Genomic DNA, 16,837 nt, shown 5'->3' on the forward strand with positions numbered 1-16,837 from the left:
CGACCCGCACGGCGGACCGTCCCGTACCACCTCGTACGCTCACCCCTATGCCCGCGCATGTCCTGATCCTCGGCGGCACCGCCGAGGCCCGCCGCCTCGCCGCCGGCCTCGCCGCCCGGACCGGCGTCCGGGTGACCACCTCCCTGGCCGGCCGGGTGGCGCGGCCCGGAGCGGTCGCGGGCGAGGTACGGATCGGCGGCTTCGGCGGTGCGGAGGGCCTGGCCGACTGGCTGCGCGCGCACCACGTGGACGCCCTGGTCGACGCCACCCACCCCTTCGCCGAGGCGATCACGGCCAACGCGGCCCGTGCGGCGGCGGCCACCGGAGTCCCGGCGGTGGTCCTGCGCCGCCCCGGCTGGCGGCCGGGCCCCGGCGACCGCTGGTACGACGTCCCGTCCCTGGGCGGTGCCGCGGCGGCACTGCCCGGCCTCGGCCGCCGGGTCTTCCTCAGCACCGGGCGCCTGGGGCTCGCCGCGTTCGCCCACCTGACGGATCTGCACTTCGTCGTACGCTCCGTCGAACCGCCCGGGCCACCCATGCCGCCGTCCACCGAACTGGTCCTGGCGCGCGGCCCGTTCACCGTCGCCGAGGAGACGGAACTGCTGCGCACCCGTCGGATCGAGGTGCTGGTGACCAAGGACAGCGGCGGGGAGGCCACTGCCGCGAAGCTGACGGCGGCGCGGGAACTCGGCCTGCCCGTGGTCGTCGTACGGCGCCCCCCGCTCCCGCAGGGCGTGACGGTCGTCGCCGACGTGGCGGGCGTGCTGGAGTGGCTCGGTCTCAGCGGCTCGCTGGAAGCGACGTGATGGGCCGTCGTTCGTCTGTGGCGCCGAAGTCTCTGTTCATGCCCGCCGGCGCAGCCGCATATCGACACGGCGCCGCCCGCTGGCCAGATTTCGTACGACGTCGGGGGAACGGAAGTTTGTGGATCGAATGGGTGACCTTTGGGGGAGGGGCTCGTTGCGTGTGGTGAGGGCTTTTTGGTGCCGGAGAGGGAAGGGAGGGGGCATGGGTGGACTGCGGGAGGTGGCGGCGCCGTTCGTTGCCCTCGGCCCGTCCGGTGTCGCCGTGCGTACCCGCCTCAAGAACCTCACGGCCGGCGATGAGGAGGTACTCAGGCTGGTCGGCGGGCATCTCGGCAGGCTTGCCGGTCGTGATCTTCGGGTCCGCTGCGCTGCCGGCCTTGAGCATGACACGGAGGCGTGGGCGCAGCGCAAGCGGACCCTGACCGAGGAGTGCTCCTCGCGGTGGGCCGGGTCGGTCACGAAGGCCACGCACGATAGGAAACCCGCCCCCGTATCCCCGGACCACGGACACGATCCGCGCGCGCCGGATACGGAGCGAAAGCGGGGGGCCAGTGTGCCCACAACCGTTCGGGGTACGCGGCTGAGCACGAGTCCTGGCAGCAGGACTCACTCCCGCTCAGTCTCTAGGAACGGTTTCTGCGCAGCAGGTACGTGTCCATGATCCAGCCCTTGCGCTCGCGCGCCTCGGCCCGCACCCGCTCGATGCGCGGACCGGCCTCGGCGATCGGACCCGAGACCAGGAGCTCGTCCGGAGTGCCGAGATACGCACCCCAGTAGATGTCGATGTCCTCCCCGGTGTACTCCCGGAAGGCCTGGTGGGCGTCCAGCATCACGACCACGTCGTCCACTCCCTCGGGGAACCCCTCGGCCAGCCGCCGCCCCGTGGTGATCTGCACCGGCCGGGCCACCCGGTTCAGGCCCGTACGGTGCCGGGCGACCAGGGTGGAGACACTGCTGATGCCGGGTATCACGTCGTACTCGAACGCGACCGCGCCACGCTCCAGCACCTCCTGAAGGATTCCGAGCGTGCTGTCGTACAACGCCGGATCGCCCCACACCAGGAAGGCGCCGGTGCCGTCCTCGCCCAGCTCCTCGGCGATCAGGCGCTCGTAGATCCCGGCGCGGGCGCTGCGCCAGTCCTCCACCGCCGGCGAGTACGCCGACCCGCCCGCCTTCCGGTCCCGCTCCGGGTCACGCGCCTCCACCACCCGGTACGACCCCTCGGGCAGATGCGCGTCCAGCATGTCCCGGCGCAGCTGGGTGAGATCGCTCTTCACCTCGCCCTTGTCGAGCAGGAAGAACACGTCCGTGCTCCGCAGCGCCTTGACCGCCTGCAGGGTCAGTTGGTCGGGGTCGCCCGCGCCGATACCGATGACATGAATCTTTCGCACGCCCCGAGTCTGCCGCATGCCACTGACAGCCGGGAACGGGCCCGTACCGGAACCGGTCAGGAACGGAGCCGGGGCGCCTCGTCCGCCGCGTCCACCGGCCCGTCCCCGCCCTCCACGCGCGCCGCCAGCTCCCGCGCCCACCGGGTGAGCCCGGCGAGATCGATCCCGTACGGCCGGTCCTCGCCCTGTTCGGTCTCCCATGCCACGAGCGCCCCCGCGCCCCGCCGCAGCAGCCGGGCCCCGCCGACGGCGTTCCCACGCGCCGCGTGCGTGAGGCCCACCGCCAGCTGGGCGAGACCCCGCCACAGCGTGCGTTCTTCCTCGGGCCCCGACTTCCAGGCGTCCTCGAACACCTCGTGCGCATGGAACGGCTTCCCCGCGTCCAGCAGCGCCTGAGCCTCCTCGACCGTCTCCCGCGGCCGCCGCACGACACCCTCCGGCTGCCGGGGGACGCCCTCCGCGCCATAGGGCAGCGGCCGGCCGAGCCCGTCCCGGGGCCGCGCGCTGCGTGCCCGCCCCTCCGGGTCCCGGTCCCTGGCATCCGATGCGCCCGTGTTCGTCATACGACCGATTGTCCCCGGCTCACCCCCGGGCCCTCTTCGGCCCACCCCCGAAGGTGGGGTAAAGTGCTGTTCGCGCGATCACGCGGGTCACCGCGAGTGAGCGCATCGGGACGTGGCGCAGCTTGGTAGCGCACTTGACTGGGGGTCAAGGGGTCGCAGGTTCAAATCCTGTCGTCCCGACTTGCTGAAACAGCAGCTCGGAGGCCGTATCGGTGTAAGCCGAAACGGCCTCTTGAGCTATGTATGGAAGGTCACGTCGGCCCGGTCGCCGCCCCGCCACAGGTATTCCGTCAGTTCTTCCCCCGCCGTCCGTTCCGCCGCCGGGGTTGCCGGCAGAGGCCAGCAGAGCGCGGTGTAGAGCGCGCGTCGGTGCAGGTCCACGGTGGCCCGGAACAGATCGCCGTATGCGGCGGCGTTGGCGAGCAGCGAGAACCGGTGCAGCAGCCACACCAGAACCAGCGCGATCGGCGGTAGCCAGGGCACCCACCAGGCCCACACCAGCGCGAGCGCGGTCCAGATGACATACGTGACCGACCGGTGCAGCGCCGCATGGGCGGCCTGCAGGTCGGTTCTCGACTGCTCCGGGAGAAGGGCCCAGAGGTGCGGCCAGCACTTGACCGCGTCGAGGCCGTACTTGTCCCTGGCCTCGCTCTCGGCGGCCCGCAGATACATGCCCAGCCGGGTGGGCATGTGCAGCGCCGCGCGGGGCGGACAGCGCCGCAGTTCGAGGTCCAGGCGCTGGTACTCCCCGTCCTGGTCCGCGTCCGCCGTCCCGTTCGCGACGAGGGGCGCGAGTGCGTCGAAGCGGTCCTGCAACGGCTGCAGTCGCCGGGTCTGCCGGTCGGTGAGGTACCGGCGCACGAGGCGGAGGGACGGCCACCAGTAGCCCTGCAAGCCCCGCAGGACGGGCTGGGAGATCCAGTCCACGAGCTGGGCCGACACGGCGATGACGAGCAGCCCCGCCACGAGCGCGAGCACCTGAAGGACGAGGGGCTGCGTCCGCAGCGATTTCGCCCGGTCGGCCAAACCGGCCGTGCCATGGGCATGGACGTACGCGGCGGCTCCCAGCGCCCAGAAGAGCAGCGCGGGAAGAGCGACGGCGAGCCACCTCTCACCGAGCTTGGTGCCGATGGTCTCCCAGAACTTCCCCAGCACTCCCTGCACTCCCGTCAGGCTTTGACCAGGATGACGCCGTGTGTGGCGCATCGGGGGACGTCCTGTCCCACGTGCCGCCGCCACCAGACGAAGTCCCCGCCGACCGGACAGACGAACTTGGGTCCCGGCCGCAGCGTCTCCCCGTCTCCTGCCGGTCCCGGTGTCACGGAGCCGCGAGTGCCTCCGGGAACGAATTCCGGCGGGACGTCGAACTCCAGGAACTGCGAGACCCACACCTCGGTGACCGGGTTGCCCTCCAGGACCCCTCGCACCAGATCCGCGCTGTCCGGCCCGGCGCCCTTCTGCAGCAGCCGGGCGAGTTCGTCGTCGATGCGCGTGGCCAACTCCGGCGCGAAGGAAAGGAGGTCGGGGAGGTAGGGGCGGATCGCCCGAGCGGCGTCCAGAATCCCGGCCGGGGGCGGATCGTCCGGGGTCGGCGAGGCGTCTTCGTTCGGCACCACCACAGAGTGCCACACCGTCCCTTCGCGCCAAGGCAGTTGGCATCGAATCAGCGGGGCGCCGAGGCAGTCCCGCACCTCGGACCGCTCGCGCAGTTCTCGCCTTCGAACACCCCACGGGCCTCGCCCTTGCTACGGTCGTGGGACCACGTGCCGGTCACACCGGGCGTGGGCGGGGCCCATGCCCCGGGGGGACGAGTGCGCGCGGTGGAGTGTGATGGAGCCTGAGAGCGTCCTGGCAGCGGCAGCGGCGCTGCTGACCGAACTGGGGGAGACAGCCGGGCTCCGCAAGGATCTCACCGCGATCCTCGCGGACCCTGAGGGGGTCGACTCCGACACACTCGCCGACGACGTGGTGAGCGCGGTGCTGGCACATCCCGAGGCCGTCATGCGCTTCGAGGAACTGCTGGAGCCGACGGAGGCCCGCCGCGCTGCCCGCCGCGCCGAGGTCCTCGCCGCGGCCGGACCGGCCGCCTCGGCACCGGTCCTCGAAAGCGCGGCCGACCCCTCGGTGTGTTGCGGGTACCCCCGTATCGAGGCTCCCGGCGAGGTCGTCGCGGGCTGGGAGTTCAGCATCGTTGTAGGGCTGTCGCCGGAAATCATCGGTTCCGTGGTGGGCAACCCCCTGCGCAGTGAAGCCTGTTCCCGGCCCCTGACCGTCACCGTGCAGACACTGGCTGAGGGCTTCACCCTGGTGGAGGGCGACTGGACCGCCGACCTGCGGGTCACGGACACGGAGCGCTATCCGTGTCGCGTGCTCAGGGTACGCGCCGATTCGAAGGGGCGCCGGGTCCGGTCCGGGACGTTGCACGTGGTCTACAGCGTCGCGGGGGAGGTGGTGGGGCTGGGCGTGAGGTCCATCGCCGTCGTCAGCGAGCCCACCGCGCTCGGTGAGTGCGCGGAGTCGGCGGCGGGCGCGCCCCGGGCGCTGCTGCTGCCGCGGGGAGACGAGCCGGCCGACCTCACCGTCACCATCCTCCCGTCCGAGCGCCCTGGACGATTCCTCTTCCAATACCAGTCGCCCCATGTCCGTGTGCCCGGTCTGCCGGACGAGTGCTACGTGGGCGAGGACGCCCCGCAGTACGCCATCTCTCTGATCAACAGGATGGCGAGCCGCAAGGGGCGGCCCGACCTCATGGCCTTCATGACGGGGCTGGGCAAGGAGATCACGGATGTGATGCCGACCCGCCTGTGGAGTGTGCTCGCAGAGGTGGCCGAGGCCGTATCACCTCGGGTGCCCACGGTGTTGCTCCAGTCGTCCGAGGCGTACATACCGTGGGAGCTGGCCGTCGTACCGGACACGCCGGCCGGCGACCGGCCCGCGTTCCTCGGCTGCCAGGTGACGCTGGGCCGCTGGGTCCTCGCCGACCGGCGGATCACGGTGCCGCCACCGATGGTGGTGCGGGCCGCGTCCATGACGGTGATCTCCGGTGTGTACCAGACCGATGGCTGGCAGCGACTGCGCGAGGCCGAGCTGGAGGCCGCGACGCTGCGGGCGAGCTACGGCGCCACCAGCGTCGAGGCGAGCCTCAGCGATGTCATCAGCTACTTCCGTGACGGACCGATCGCTGGGATCGTCCACTTCGCGGGACACGGCCAGCACACGGAGGGCGGCTGGGACAACGGGTTGGTGATGGTCGACGGGATGACGCTCGATCCCACCACCGTCAAGGCGTACGACTTCCCGGGCGAGACCTTCGTCTTCCTCAACGCCTGCAAGGCGAGCGCCGTGCAGGGTGCGTTCGGCGGCTACGCCGGGCTCGTGCAGGCCTTCCTGTACGTCGGAGCCTGTGCGGTCGTCTCGCCTCTGTGGTCGTTGGACGACCGGGACGCGCGATGTCTCGCCCTGGCCTTCTACCACCGCGTCCTGGGGGGCGAGAAACCCGCGGAGGTGATGCGGTCGTTGCGCGCCGCGGCGAGGGACGACGCGGACCTGGCGTCCAGTGCGTTGGCGTACCAATTCTTCGGGCACCCGCACATGCAGGTGGAGCGGGTCGGCCAGTTCTGCGCCACCGGGGGTGATGCGGCGTGAGCGGGAAGAGGCGCGGTTCGCGGCAGGGCCGCGGCACGACCGCCGGACCCGGCGGCGGCATCCCCTCGGGTGTCACGGATCCGGAGCAGCTGGTGGAGGAACTGCGTTCGCGGCCGCACGACAGCGCCGAGGAGGCCCTCCAACTGGTGCTGGAGATCACGGCCATCTGCGCGGAAAGGCTCCGCGCGGCCGAGTCGGCGTCGGATGTCGACGAGGCCCTGCACATCCTCGAGCGGACGGCGCAGACGTTTCCCGACGGGCCCCTGCATCACTACTTCGCCTTCGGCTCCGGCGTCGCGCTTCTGGAGGCGTTCAAGATCCGTCGGGACCCCTCCTACCTGGCGCGGGCGCTCACCGGACTGCGACGCGCGGAACAGGACATCGCCGCGGAGTTCGGCACCGTACTCGCCCGCTACGCGCTCGCCAATGCCCTGCTCACCGCGTTCGAGGCGGGCGCGGCCGAGGAGTCCGCCGTGGAAGAGGCCATCGGGCTGCTGTCCTCGGCCATACGCGACAGCGATCCGAGCTACCCGCGCCGAACCGACCTGGTACGTCTGCTGGCCGTCGCACAGTCGATCCGCTACCGGTCACAAGGGGGAGAACGCACGGCGGCCGAGGAGTTCCGTTCCGCACTGTCCCAGCTGACCCGGCAGCGAGCACGCGAGAGAAGGGCATCGCCGCAGTGGCGGGACCTGGCCAACACCCAGGGGTGGATGCTGCTCGTCAGCTTCAACGTCGAAGGCCGGCAGGACGACCTGGAGAAGGCGGTCCAGGTCCTGCGCGAGGCGGCGGACTCCGACGTCGCTGACCGCACCCATGTCTTCCTGATCGAGGACGTCGTTCCGGACACGCGACGCAACCTCGCCGAGGCGCTGTACAACCGCGCACTGCGCGATCACCGGTCCCAGGACCTGGATTCCGCCGTGCGGCTGCTGCAGACGGGGCTCATCCACTGCCGTCCGGCTCAGCGCCCGGACATGCTGCAGTTCCTCGCCGATGCCAGCATCGTCCTGTACGACGTGCGGGGTGACAGGAGCGACCTCGACCGGGCCGTCTCCGCGGGCGAACTGGCCTTGGGAGTCCTGCCGCTGACCAGCAGCTCCCACCGGGCCATGCTCGGCTGGGCCGCCGGTCTGCGCTCGGCTCTCCATGTGCGGACCGGCGAGCGGGCCCACATCGACCGCTCGGTGGGGCTCTGGCGGGAGGCCGCCCTTGCCGCGGAGGCGCAGCACACCAGCGCGTCCGAGCAGCTGCAGGCCCTCGGCGACTGTCTCGTACTGCGACTCCTCCAGTACCCGTCGGCCGGCCCCCGGGAGGTGCGGGAACACCCCGTCGGTGACCTGCCCACCGCTCTGGCCGCGTTCGACAAGGCGGCACGTCTCGCTCCGGCGGAGTCCGAGGAACGTCATGAGGCCCTCCGCCACGCCCTTCTGGCCCTGATCCTCTACGGAACCTCCAGCGGGGACGCCACCGCCCTGGAGCAGGCCTGCCGCCTCGGTGAGGACTTCCTGCACCGGAGCACCCGAGCGGCACACCGCAGGCAGTTCGGGCTGCTCTGCGCCAGGGCCCACTCGGCCCTCGACGAGTTGGACGGAGCACCCGGGGCCGGGAAGCGAGAGCTGCTGCGGTATCTGACTGCCGCGGACCAGGACGAGGTGACGCGGGGGCCGGAGTTCGTCCCCGACAGCGCCATCGTCGGCGATCTGGCCCTGGAGTCGAAGGACTGGTCGGGAGCGGTTGCGGCCTATCTTCAGGCGCGGCTCAGTGGTGAGCGGCCAACCGACGAGTCACGACCAGGTCGCGCCGTGCTGTGGGCTCATGTCAAGCGGCGCGCGGGTACGGGGATGGCGTACGCCTACGTACGTCAAGGGCGGCTGGCCGAGGCGTTTCTCGCGCTGGAGGAGGTCTGCTCCAGCGTGGAGTCACTCGGTACGACACTGCCTTGGGGCACCGAAGCGAGGTTGGTGCCCCCAGCCCCTCTGCAGGAAGTGCAGCGGAGGCTGTCCGACCAGCAGGTCGTGCACCTCTTCACGACGGTCGAGGGCGGGGCCGCCTTGATCACGGACCGGGACGGAGTTCGCTCCGTGCTCCTGTCGGACCTCGACGCCCAGCGCGTGAACGACCTCTCACGGCGCTTCCAGAAGGCCGCCAACGAGGGGCGGGCATCAATGAGTTGGGCAGGTGTGCTGGAAGAGACCTGCGCCGAGCTGTGGAACCGCTGCCTGGGCCCCGTGGCGCAGGCAGTGGACCCCGAGCGGCCCGTCGTCCTCGTTCCGACCGGGCACCTCCGGCTGCTGCCCCTGCACGCGGCCTTCCGGCAGGACTCGGGCACCCCTGCCAAGCGCCGTTACCTCCTCGACGAGTGGCTGCTCAGCTACGCGCCCAGCGCCTCGTGCCTCGCGACTCCCCGCTCAGCGCGCTCCTCCCGGGGCGGCATGCGGATCTTCGGGTGCGCATACGAAGCTGGAGCAGCCGCATCGTCGTGGCTGCGCCACGACGACCTCTGGGACGGCATTCTCGACCGCGCCTCGATCCCGGATGTGCTCAACAACGAGAGCTGCGTCGTCCACTTCGCCGGACACGGGAGCACCAACCCCCTGTCGCCTCTGGACAGCTGGATCAGTCTGGACGACGGGCGCCTCACGGTGCGGGGCATGCTCGCGCAGGGCATCCGGTCGCCTCTCATCATCCTGTCGAGCTGCGACAGCGGCACCTACGGCACAACCGCCCTGTCGGATCCCGTTCCCCTGCCCTACTCCCTGGTGATCTCGGGTGCGAAGGGATGTGTGGCCGCGCTGTGGCAACCCGGCGATCTGGCCGTCCGCCTGCTCACCACGTTCTTCTACGAGGAGTGGGAGTCCCGTTCCCCCGCCGAGTCGCTCCGCCTGGCCCAACTCCGCCTGCGCGACATGACGAACGAGGAACTCGTCACCCACATGCCGGAACTGGCCGACACCGCCCCGCAGTCCGCCCGGTCACGAGCCCGGTGGGCCCGCATGCAGCCCTTCGCCGGTGTGGGCCATTGGGGGGCCTTTCTCTATGCCGGAAGCTGAACCGCACCATGGTGATCGAAGTTCCGCAGGCGTTCGTACGCGGCACCGTCGCACGCGAGGGAGAGCCCGGCAGGGCCTGGCTCGCCACCCTGCCCGGGGTCGTGGCGGACCTGCTGCGGCGCTGGGAGTGCCGGCCCGACGGCGCCGGGGCCGCTGTGCTGAAGGTGTCCTTCCCGCACCCCGGCAACGTGCACGAGCCGGACGCCTTGGCGGTCTGGCGCGGCCGGGGTGCCGTGCTGCTGCACGCGCGGGACGACGAACGGTTCGCGCTGCTGCTGGAGCGCGCCCCCACCACGACCCTGGCGCGGGCGGCGGACGACGACGAACTCCTCGCGGTCGCCGGGCGGATCAACCGCCGTCTCGCGGTGCCCGCCCCGCCCGGTCCGCCCCGGCTGCGGGAGCGGGCCGGCGCCTGGGCGGAGCGGCTGCGCACGGACGAGGCGACGCTGCCGCACCGGCTGCCGCGGCACGTGGTGGACGCCGCCGTGGCGACCGCACGCGAACTGAGCCCGGGACAGCCGGACGCGGGCAACATCCTGCGTGCCGACCGCGGGCCGTGGCGCGCGGTCGACCCCAAGGGATACGCGGGCGACCCGGCGTACGACGGGGGAACGCTGCTGAAAACGTACGCGGTGCACCGGGCCGCGGCCGGCGAGCTGCCGCAGGCCCTGCACCGCGCGTTCGACGTCTTCGCCGAGGCCGCCACACTCGACCGCGAACGCGTCCGGCGCTGGGCCCAACTGCACGCCGTCCAGGCCGCGTTCTCAGGGCGTCGGCATGGATTCCGCAGGGCCCGCCAGGGGGTGCGGCTCGATCGGCTCATCGCCTTCGCCGACCACCTGGCGGAACCGCTCACGGCAGCGGAATCCCGGTGAACGTCACCTCGGTTCCCGCACGACCGCCACGTCGCCCGGCGCGACCGTGACCGTGCCCGCCGTCCCCTTGCCGGTCAGGAGGTCAAACGAGCCCGGCGCCACGGGGAGTTCGGCGCCCCGGCCGGTGTGGTCGATGACGAACAGGTAGTCCGCCTCCGGCCCGCGCCGGCGGACCACCTCCACACCGGGCGGGGCCGTACGCACCGCCTCCACTCCCGCCTCGCCCCGGACGCGGTCGAGCAGCGCGGACAGGGTGGCCGGGTCCGGCAGGGTGGCCAGGTACCAGGCGGCGCCGGTGCCGTGCGGGTGGCGGGTCACCGCGGGGACGCCGGACAGGGGGCCGTCGGCGTACGACGCGACCGCCTCGGCGCCCTCCAGCCGCAGCCGCTCCGACCACAGCGTGCCCGCCGCCCCCTCCGGCACCGCACCGCAGAGTGCGACCCGCTCGCCGGGCAGCAGCGGGAACGGCTCGTCCGAGCGGACGCCGAGCACCTCGCGGAACGCGCCCGGGTAACCACCCAGCCGCACATGGCAGTTCTGGTCCACGGCCCCGCTGTGGAAGCCCACGGCGAGCGTGCCACCACGCTCGGTGAACGCCGTCAGGTTCGCCGCCCCTGTGCCGTCGACGAGGTACAGGGGCGGGACCAGCACCAGGCGGTAGGCGGAGAGGTCGGCCTGTGGCCGCACGAAGTCCACGGCCACACCCGACCGCCACAGCGGCTCGTACCAGGCCCGCACCAGGTCCGCGTAGCGCAGCTCCCCGCTCGGCTGCGAGGGCAGTTCCAGGGCCCAGCGGGCGTCCCAGTCCCAGACGATCGCCACCTCTGCCGGGTTCGTGCTGCCCCGGACCTCCGCCAACGCCCGCAGATCCGCGCCCAGTCGGACCACGTCCTGCCAGATCCGGCTGTCGATGCCCGCGTGCGGCACCATCGCCGAGTGCCACTGCTCGGCGCCCGCCTTCGACTGCCGCCACTGGAAGTACGCGACGCCGTCCGCGCCGCGCGCCACGTGGGCGAGCGCGTTGCGGCGCAACTCGCCTGGTTTCTTCGCCCGGTTGACGGGCTGCCAGTTCACCGCGCCGGTCGAGTGCTCCATCAGCAGCCACGGCCCGCCCGCCAGGGAGCGGGTCAGGTCGCCGCTGAGCGCGATGTCGATCTCCGACTCCGGGTCGCTGGACATCAGGTAGTGGTCGTTGGAGACGATGTCCAGCTCCGGCGCCCAGCGCCAGTAGTCGAGCGCGTCGAAGTTGGACATCACCATGAAGTTGGTGGTGGCCGGGACCGACGGCGCCGCCGCCCGCAGCACGTCCCGTTCCGCCGTGCACAGCGACAGCAGCTCGTCGGAGCAGAACCGGCGCCAGTCGAGCTGGTGGGTGGGGTTGGGTACGGCACCGGTGGCGCGCGGCGGCAGGATCTCCTCCCAGTCGCCGTACCACTGGCTCCAGAACCGGGTCCCCCAGGCGTCGTTGAGGGCTCTCAGGTCGTCGCCGTAGCGGGCCCTCAGCCAGCGGCGGAACGCGGCCGCGCTGGTGTCGCAGTAGCAGGCCGCGTTGTGGCAGCCGTACTCGTTGTGCACGTGCCACATGCGCACCGCGGGGTGGTCCGCGTACCGCTCGGCGAGTGCGCCCGCGATGCGCAGGGCGGCCTCGCGGTAGGCGGGGGAGGACGGGCAGAAGGTCTGCCGGCTGCCGTAGGAGAGGGTGCGGCCGTCGCGGTCGACCGGCAGCGCCTCCGGGTGGGCACGGAAGAACCACGCCGGAGGCGCCGCCGTGGGCGTGGCGAGGTCGGCGGCGATGCCGTTCTCGTGCAGCAGGCCGAGGACCTTGTCCAGGTGCGAGAAGTCGTACGCGCCCTCGGACGGCTCCAGCAGCGCCCAGGAGAAGATGCCGACGCTCACCAGGTTCACCCCGGCCTCGCGCATCAGGCGCATGTCCTCGGCCCACACCTCCTCGGGCCACTGCTCGGGGTTGTAGTCGCCGCCGTAGGCGAGACCGGGGACGGACAGGGTGGGTTTCACTTCGGTTCGGTTCTCTTTCACGAAACGCGCGGGTCAGCCCTTGTTGGAGCCCAGGGTCAGCCCGCTGACGAACTGGCGCTGCAGCGCGAAGTACACGATCAGGGTCGGGATCGCGGTCAGCAGGGAGCCCGCCGCCACCAGGTTGGGGTCGGTGAAGTACTGGCCGGAGAGGTTGTTCAGGGCCGAGGTGATCGGCATGTTCTGGCCCGTCGAGATCAGCACCAGCGCCCAGAAGAAGTCGTTGTAGATCCAGATCGACAGCAGGGTCGCCAGGGCCGCCATCGCCGGTTTGCACAGCGGCAGGGTGATCTGCCAGTACAGCCGCCACACCGAGGCGCCGTCGACCAGCGCGGCCTCGGTCAGCTCGTGCGGCAGCGAGCGCATGTAGTTGCTCAGCACGAACGCGCAGAACCCGGACTGGAACGCCACATGGATGAGGACCAGGCCGAGCGCGGAGTCGTACAGCTTGCCGCTCTGCGTGATGCCCGGCAGGTTCGTCAGCAGGTACAGCCGGTATAGCGGGGTGATGATGACCTGTTGCGGGAGCAGGTTGCCGGCCGTGAAGACCAGCAGCAGGGCCAGATTGAGCCGGAAGTCGAACCGGGCGACGTAGAACGCCACGCAGGACGACAGGAACAGCGTCAGCAGCACGGCCGGGATCGCGATGACCAGCGTGTTGCCGAAGTAGTGCAGCATGTCCGACTGTTTGAACGCGTTCGTGAAGTTCTCGAACGTCAGTTTGTCCGGCCAGGAGACGTAGCCCTTGGCGCTGGTCTCGCTGTACGGCCGCAGGGCCGAGAAGATCGCCCACAGCAGCGGTGCCAGCCACGCCAGCGCCGTGCCGGCGAGGAAGACGTGCAGCAGGACGCGGGCCGGGCGGATCGGGGCGCGCCGCTTCAGCGGCGCCGCGACGGTGGTGCTGCTCATGCGCGCCGCTCCTTCCGGAAGGTGGCGATCAGATACGGGATGATCACCGCGAGGGAGATCACCAGCAGGACGACGGCGATGGCGGAGCCGTAACCGATGCGGCTGGACTCGCCGATGATGTTGTTGGTGACCAGGATCGACAGCAACTCGGTGCCCTGGGCGCCCTTGTTGAAGACGAAGACCAGGTCGAAGGCGCGCAGCGCCTCGATGATCGTGACGACCAGCACGACCGTGTTGGTCGGGCGCAGGGTGGGGAAGATGACGCTCTTGAACGTCTGCCACTCGTTGGCGCCGTCCAGCGCGGAGGCCTCCCTGAGCGAGGGGTCGACGCTCTTCAGACCGGCGAGGTAGAGGATCATCATGTAGCCGGTGTGCCGCCAGGACGCGGCGATCAGGACCGCCCACAGGTTGAGGTGCGGGTCGCCGATCCAGTCGATGTAGTGGCCCGGCTTGTTGGCCCCGATGATGCTGTTGATCAGGCCGGTGTCCGGGTTGTAGACGAGCTGCCAGACGAATCCGATGCAGGCCATCGAGATGACGACCGGCAGGAAGAACGCGGTCTGGTAGACCCGGCTGAAGCGGATCTTCTTGTCCAGCTGGACGGCGAGGAAGAGCCCGAGCGGGGTCGGGATCAGGATGAGCACGACGAACCAGATGATGTTGTGCTCGACGGCCGGCCAGAACTGCGGGTTGTCGTTGAAGAGTTGCTTGAAGTTGTCCAGGCCCACCCACTTGATCGAGTCGAACCCGATGCCGTCCCAGGTGGTGAAGGCGAGGAAGATCGAGGCGATGGCGGTGCCCCACACCAGGAGCACGTGCAGGATCGTCGGCACGCCCGCCATCAGGGCGAGCGTGAACCGGTCACGGCGGGTCAGCAGGCGGCGATGGCCGTGCGTGGCCCGCGTGCGCGCGGGCGAGGCGCCCGGAGGCGGCACGGCGGCCGCCTCCGGGGACTTCGTGGTCGTGTCGGTCGTCATCGGGCCGCTCACTGGGACGCGAAGATGGTCTTCTTCTGCCGCTCGATGGACGAGAGCAGGCTGTCCACGTCCTTGGGGTTCTGCAGGAACTTCTGCAGGCCCGGCTGCATCACCGTGGAGGTGAAGTCGGGGCGGGAGTCGCGGTCCATGAACTGGGTGAGGCTCTTGGCGTTGCCGATCATGTCGAACGCCTTCTTCTGCAGCGCCGAGTACGCGGAGGTGCTGGCCTTGTTCGACGCGGCGACCACGCTCGGGTCGGTCTTGAGGTACGTCTCCTCGGCAGCCGGACTGCCCAGGTACTCCAGCAGCTTCACGACACCGTCGTGGTTCTTCGGGGACTTGCTCACCATGAAGCCGTCGGTCGGCGCCTCGACCGTGTCCTGGCCGTATGCGGAGTTGATCTCCGGGAAGGGGAAGAAGTCGAGGTCGTCCAGGTCGGCCTTGTTGGTGAACTGCTGGGCCACGAAGGAGCCGAGGAGGTACATGCCGGCCTTCTTGGACACCAGCGTCTGCGCGGCGTCCTCCCAGGTGCGGCCCATGAAGCCGTCCTGGTGGTAGGGGAGGAGCTCGGCCCAGTGGTCGAAGACGGCCTTCACCTTGGGGTCGGTCCAGGAGGCCTTGCCCGCCATCAGCTGGACGTGGAAGTCGTAGCCGTTGAGGCGGAAGTTGATCTGGTCGAAGGTGCCCATCGCCGGCCAGGCGTCCTTGTCGCCGAAGGCGATCGGGACCAGGCTGTCCTTCTTCATCTGCCTGCACAGGGCGACGAGTTCGTCCCAGGTGGTGGGGACCTTGTAGCCGTGCTGCGTGAAGACGCTCTTGCGGTAGAAGATCGCCCAGGGGTACGTCGTCAGCGGCACGAAGTAGTACTTGCCGTCCTGGCCCTTGCTGAGCTTCTTCATCGCGTCGGGGAAGTTGTCCCCGATCTTCGCCCAGACGTCGTCGATCGGCGAGGCCAGGCCCTTCGCCGCGAAGAACTGCATGCGGTACCCGGCGAACCAGTTGAACACGTCGTCCGGCGTGCCCTGCAGATACGAGTTGATCTGCTCCTGGAAGGTGTTGTGGTCCTTGGTGTTCACATCGACCGTGATGCCGGACTGCTTCTTGAAGTCGTCGTACACGGCCGCGAACGCCTTCTTCGGCACGGCGTCCGAGGCGTTGGAGCCGAGGGTGACGGTCTTCGGGTCCGAGGCGGAACCGCTGCCTCCGCAGGCGGACAGCAGGGGTATGCCGGCACCGGCGAGCAGGGCGGCACTGCCTGCTCCGCGCAGGACCGAACGACGGCTGGGACCCGGGAGGGAGAGACCGGAGGGGGAGAGGCGCATGGCGGCTCCTGAGGAATGCAGGGCTCGGTCAAGGGGATGAGTTGATCACCGAAAGGTTTTCGAAACCGCTCAGAAACCAACTCGACCGAACATCGTGGGCGTAATAACAGCCCCATGTCCGCTCATGAGTCAATAGGTCAGTCCTCTCTGTGCTGTCTCTTGCCCGAAACGTAATCGTCACCGTTACCTGCGTGTTCGCCGGTGCACAGAGCCAAGAGCCCCCTCGACGCGGGCGGCCGAGGGGGCTGTGTGAACACGGGTGGTTCCGCTTCGGGTCCTGACCAGGGGTTCGGTCCGCGGCTCAGGCGCGGACCAGCAGTTGGAAGTCGAAGGCGTATCTCGATGCCCGGTACACATGGCTGCCGTACTCCACCGGCCGCCCCGTGACGTCGTACGCGGTGCGCCGCATGGTGAGCAGGGCCGCGCCCTCCTGCTCGTCCAGCAGGGCACCCTCCTCGGCCGTCGCGCTGCGGGCGCCGACGGACTGGCGGGCGCTGTGCAGGACGATCCCGGCGGACCGCATCATGCGGTACAGCCCCGTCGACTCCAGCTGCGGCGTGGGGAGTTCGAGGAGTGAGGCCGGCAGGTGGTTGCACAGGAACGCCACGGGGTGGCCGTGGGTGCGGCGCAGCCGCTCCAGCACGACGACCTCGGCGCCCTCCGCCACGCCGAGGGCCGCGGCCACCTCCGCGCCCGCCGGGACCCGTTCGTTGCGCAGCACCCGGGTGGTCGGGCCCTGCCCGGCCGACTCCAGGTCGTCGTAGAGGCTGCTGAGTTCCAGTGGCCGCCTCACCTTGCTGTGCACGACCTGCGTGCCCACGCCGCGGCGGCGCACCAGCAGCCCCTTGTCGACCAGGGACTGGATCGCCTGGCGCACGGTGGGCCGGGACAGGCCGAGGCGTACGGAGAGGTCGACCTCGTTGCCCAGGAGGTTGCCCGGGGCCAGCGTGCCGTGTTCGATGGCCGCCTCGAGCTGCCGGGCGAGCTGGTAGTACAGCGGTACCGGGCTCGTGCGGTCCAGGGCGAAGCCGAGGGAGTCGACCGCGCGATCACCCGGTGCCGTTCGCTGTGGGGTGCGGTGTACTGGGCTCATGCCTCTCAGGTGTAGGTCCCGCAGGCCGAGGGTGTCAATGGTTTGTACTTACATTCGGACCTGCTTCTGAAATGATGTCTTAACAAAGTATTGACAGTGGGCGCCCCCAAGGACTTGGATCGCGTCCCAACGCATCAGCGTCCCTTCCCCCGTCGCACGCACAGTGAGG

At 70.3% G+C, this 16,837-nt stretch carries 13 protein-coding genes, 1 tRNA gene and 1 pseudogene; 6 read left to right on the forward strand and 9 right to left on the reverse strand.

Annotated elements, in window-relative coordinates; genetic code table 11:
* Positions 1-47 precede the first annotated feature (47 nt).
* On the forward strand, positions 48-806 hold the full coding sequence (locus ACFYZB_RS10905) for a cobalt-precorrin-6A reductase (protein ID WP_388756858.1): 759 nt from the start codon (positions 48-50) through the stop codon (positions 804-806).
* Between the two features lie 202 nt (positions 807-1,008).
* A pseudogene (locus ACFYZB_RS10910) lies at positions 1,009-1,284 on the forward strand (IS200/IS605 family accessory protein TnpB-related protein); the annotation flags it as partial.
* Positions 1,285-1,429: 145 nt separating this feature from the next.
* Here ACFYZB_RS10910 and cobF read toward each other — a convergent pair.
* Both cobF and ACFYZB_RS10920 read right to left on the reverse strand, forming a co-directional pair.
* Positions 1,430-2,197 (reverse strand): precorrin-6A synthase (deacetylating), encoded by a 768-nt coding sequence (cobF, locus tag ACFYZB_RS10915; protein WP_388756860.1) that lies wholly within the window; start codon positions 2,195-2,197, stop codon positions 1,430-1,432.
* 56 nt (positions 2,198-2,253) lie between these two features.
* Entirely contained in the window at positions 2,254-2,760 is a 507-nt protein-coding gene (locus ACFYZB_RS10920; protein WP_388756862.1) for a DUF309 domain-containing protein, read from the reverse strand.
* 106 nt (positions 2,761-2,866) lie between these two features.
* Between ACFYZB_RS10920 and ACFYZB_RS10925 the strand changes: the two genes are divergently transcribed.
* Positions 2,867-2,940: transfer RNA gene (locus ACFYZB_RS10925), tRNA-Pro, on the forward strand.
* A 57-nt stretch (positions 2,941-2,997) separates the two neighbouring features.
* Here the strand turns inward: ACFYZB_RS10925 and ACFYZB_RS10930 are convergent.
* Both ACFYZB_RS10930 and ACFYZB_RS10935 read right to left on the reverse strand, forming a co-directional pair.
* Positions 2,998-3,924: a hypothetical protein gene (locus tag ACFYZB_RS10930; RefSeq protein ID WP_388756864.1), complete on the reverse strand. Its 927-nt coding sequence runs from the start codon at positions 3,922-3,924 to the stop codon at positions 2,998-3,000.
* Positions 3,925-3,929: 5 nt separating this feature from the next.
* Positions 3,930-4,373 (reverse strand): hypothetical protein, encoded by a 444-nt coding sequence (locus ACFYZB_RS10935; protein ID WP_388756866.1) that lies wholly within the window; start codon positions 4,371-4,373, stop codon positions 3,930-3,932.
* Between the two features lie 217 nt (positions 4,374-4,590).
* Here ACFYZB_RS10935 and ACFYZB_RS10940 point away from each other — a divergent pair, with 217 nt between their 5' ends.
* The 3 genes from ACFYZB_RS10940 to ACFYZB_RS10950 are packed head-to-tail and all read left to right on the forward strand — an operon-like array spanning position 4,591 to position 10,333.
* A complete protein-coding gene (locus ACFYZB_RS10940; protein WP_388756869.1) occupies positions 4,591-6,405 on the forward strand; it encodes a CHAT domain-containing protein in 1,815 nt (604 codons plus the stop codon).
* Positions 6,402-9,458, forward strand: coding sequence for a CHAT domain-containing protein (locus ACFYZB_RS10945; protein ID WP_388756871.1), 3,057 nt, complete (start codon positions 6,402-6,404; stop codon positions 9,456-9,458). The genes ACFYZB_RS10940 and ACFYZB_RS10945 overlap by 4 nt, the downstream gene beginning before the upstream one ends.
* An 11-nt stretch (positions 9,459-9,469) precedes the next feature.
* A complete protein-coding gene (locus ACFYZB_RS10950; protein ID WP_388757427.1) occupies positions 9,470-10,333 on the forward strand; it encodes an aminoglycoside phosphotransferase family protein in 864 nt (287 codons plus the stop codon).
* Positions 10,334-10,336: 3 nt separating this feature from the next.
* Here the strand turns inward: ACFYZB_RS10950 and ACFYZB_RS10955 are convergent, their stop codons facing one another.
* The 5 genes from ACFYZB_RS10955 to ACFYZB_RS10975 all read right to left on the reverse strand — a co-directional run bounded on the left by ACFYZB_RS10955 (position 10,337) and on the right by ACFYZB_RS10975 (position 16,668).
* Positions 10,337-12,349: a beta-galactosidase gene (locus tag ACFYZB_RS10955; protein WP_388756874.1), complete on the reverse strand. Its 2,013-nt coding sequence runs from the start codon at positions 12,347-12,349 to the stop codon at positions 10,337-10,339.
* A gap of 33 nt (positions 12,350-12,382) precedes the next feature.
* On the reverse strand, positions 12,383-13,276 hold the full coding sequence (locus ACFYZB_RS10960) for a carbohydrate ABC transporter permease (RefSeq protein ID WP_055708773.1): 894 nt from the start codon (positions 13,274-13,276) through the stop codon (positions 12,383-12,385).
* On the reverse strand, positions 13,273-14,253 hold the full coding sequence (locus ACFYZB_RS10965) for a carbohydrate ABC transporter permease (RefSeq protein WP_388756878.1): 981 nt from the start codon (positions 14,251-14,253) through the stop codon (positions 13,273-13,275). The genes ACFYZB_RS10960 and ACFYZB_RS10965 overlap by 4 nt, the downstream gene beginning before the upstream one ends.
* A gap of 8 nt (positions 14,254-14,261) precedes the next feature.
* Positions 14,262-15,575 carry an ABC transporter substrate-binding protein gene (locus ACFYZB_RS10970; protein WP_388756881.1) on the reverse strand — a complete coding sequence of 438 codons (1,314 nt, stop codon included), beginning with the start codon at positions 15,573-15,575 and terminating at the stop codon, positions 14,262-14,264.
* A 301-nt stretch (positions 15,576-15,876) separates the two neighbouring features.
* Entirely contained in the window at positions 15,877-16,668 is a 792-nt protein-coding gene (locus ACFYZB_RS10975; RefSeq protein ID WP_388756885.1) for a GntR family transcriptional regulator, read from the reverse strand.
* Between the last annotated feature and the right edge of the window lie 169 nt (positions 16,669-16,837).

It is taken from the genome of Streptomyces sp. NPDC001852, from assembly GCF_042891825.1.
GTDB lineage: Bacteria > Actinomycetota > Actinomycetes > Streptomycetales > Streptomycetaceae > Streptomyces.

Excerpts from the sequence above, each read along its gene's own strand:
- ACFYZB_RS10905 (WP_388756858.1), top strand. The coding sequence starts at position 48 with ATGCCCGCGCATGTCCTGATCCTCGGCGGCACCGCCGAGGCCCGCCGC.
- ACFYZB_RS10920 (WP_388756862.1), bottom strand. The coding sequence starts at position 2,760 with ATGACGAACACGGGCGCATCGGATGCCAGGGACCGGGACCCGGAGGGG.
- ACFYZB_RS10940 (WP_388756869.1), top strand. The coding sequence starts at position 4,591 with ATGGAGCCTGAGAGCGTCCTGGCAGCGGCAGCGGCGCTGCTGACCGAA.
- ACFYZB_RS10960 (WP_055708773.1), bottom strand. The coding sequence starts at position 13,276 with ATGAGCAGCACCACCGTCGCGGCGCCGCTGAAGCGGCGCGCCCCGATC.
- ACFYZB_RS10965 (WP_388756878.1), bottom strand. The coding sequence starts at position 14,253 with ATGACGACCGACACGACCACGAAGTCCCCGGAGGCGGCCGCCGTGCCG.
- ACFYZB_RS10970 (WP_388756881.1), bottom strand. The coding sequence starts at position 15,575 with ATGCGCCTCTCCCCCTCCGGTCTCTCCCTCCCGGGTCCCAGCCGTCGT.
- ACFYZB_RS10975 (WP_388756885.1), bottom strand. The coding sequence starts at position 16,668 with ATGAGCCCAGTACACCGCACCCCACAGCGAACGGCACCGGGTGATCGC.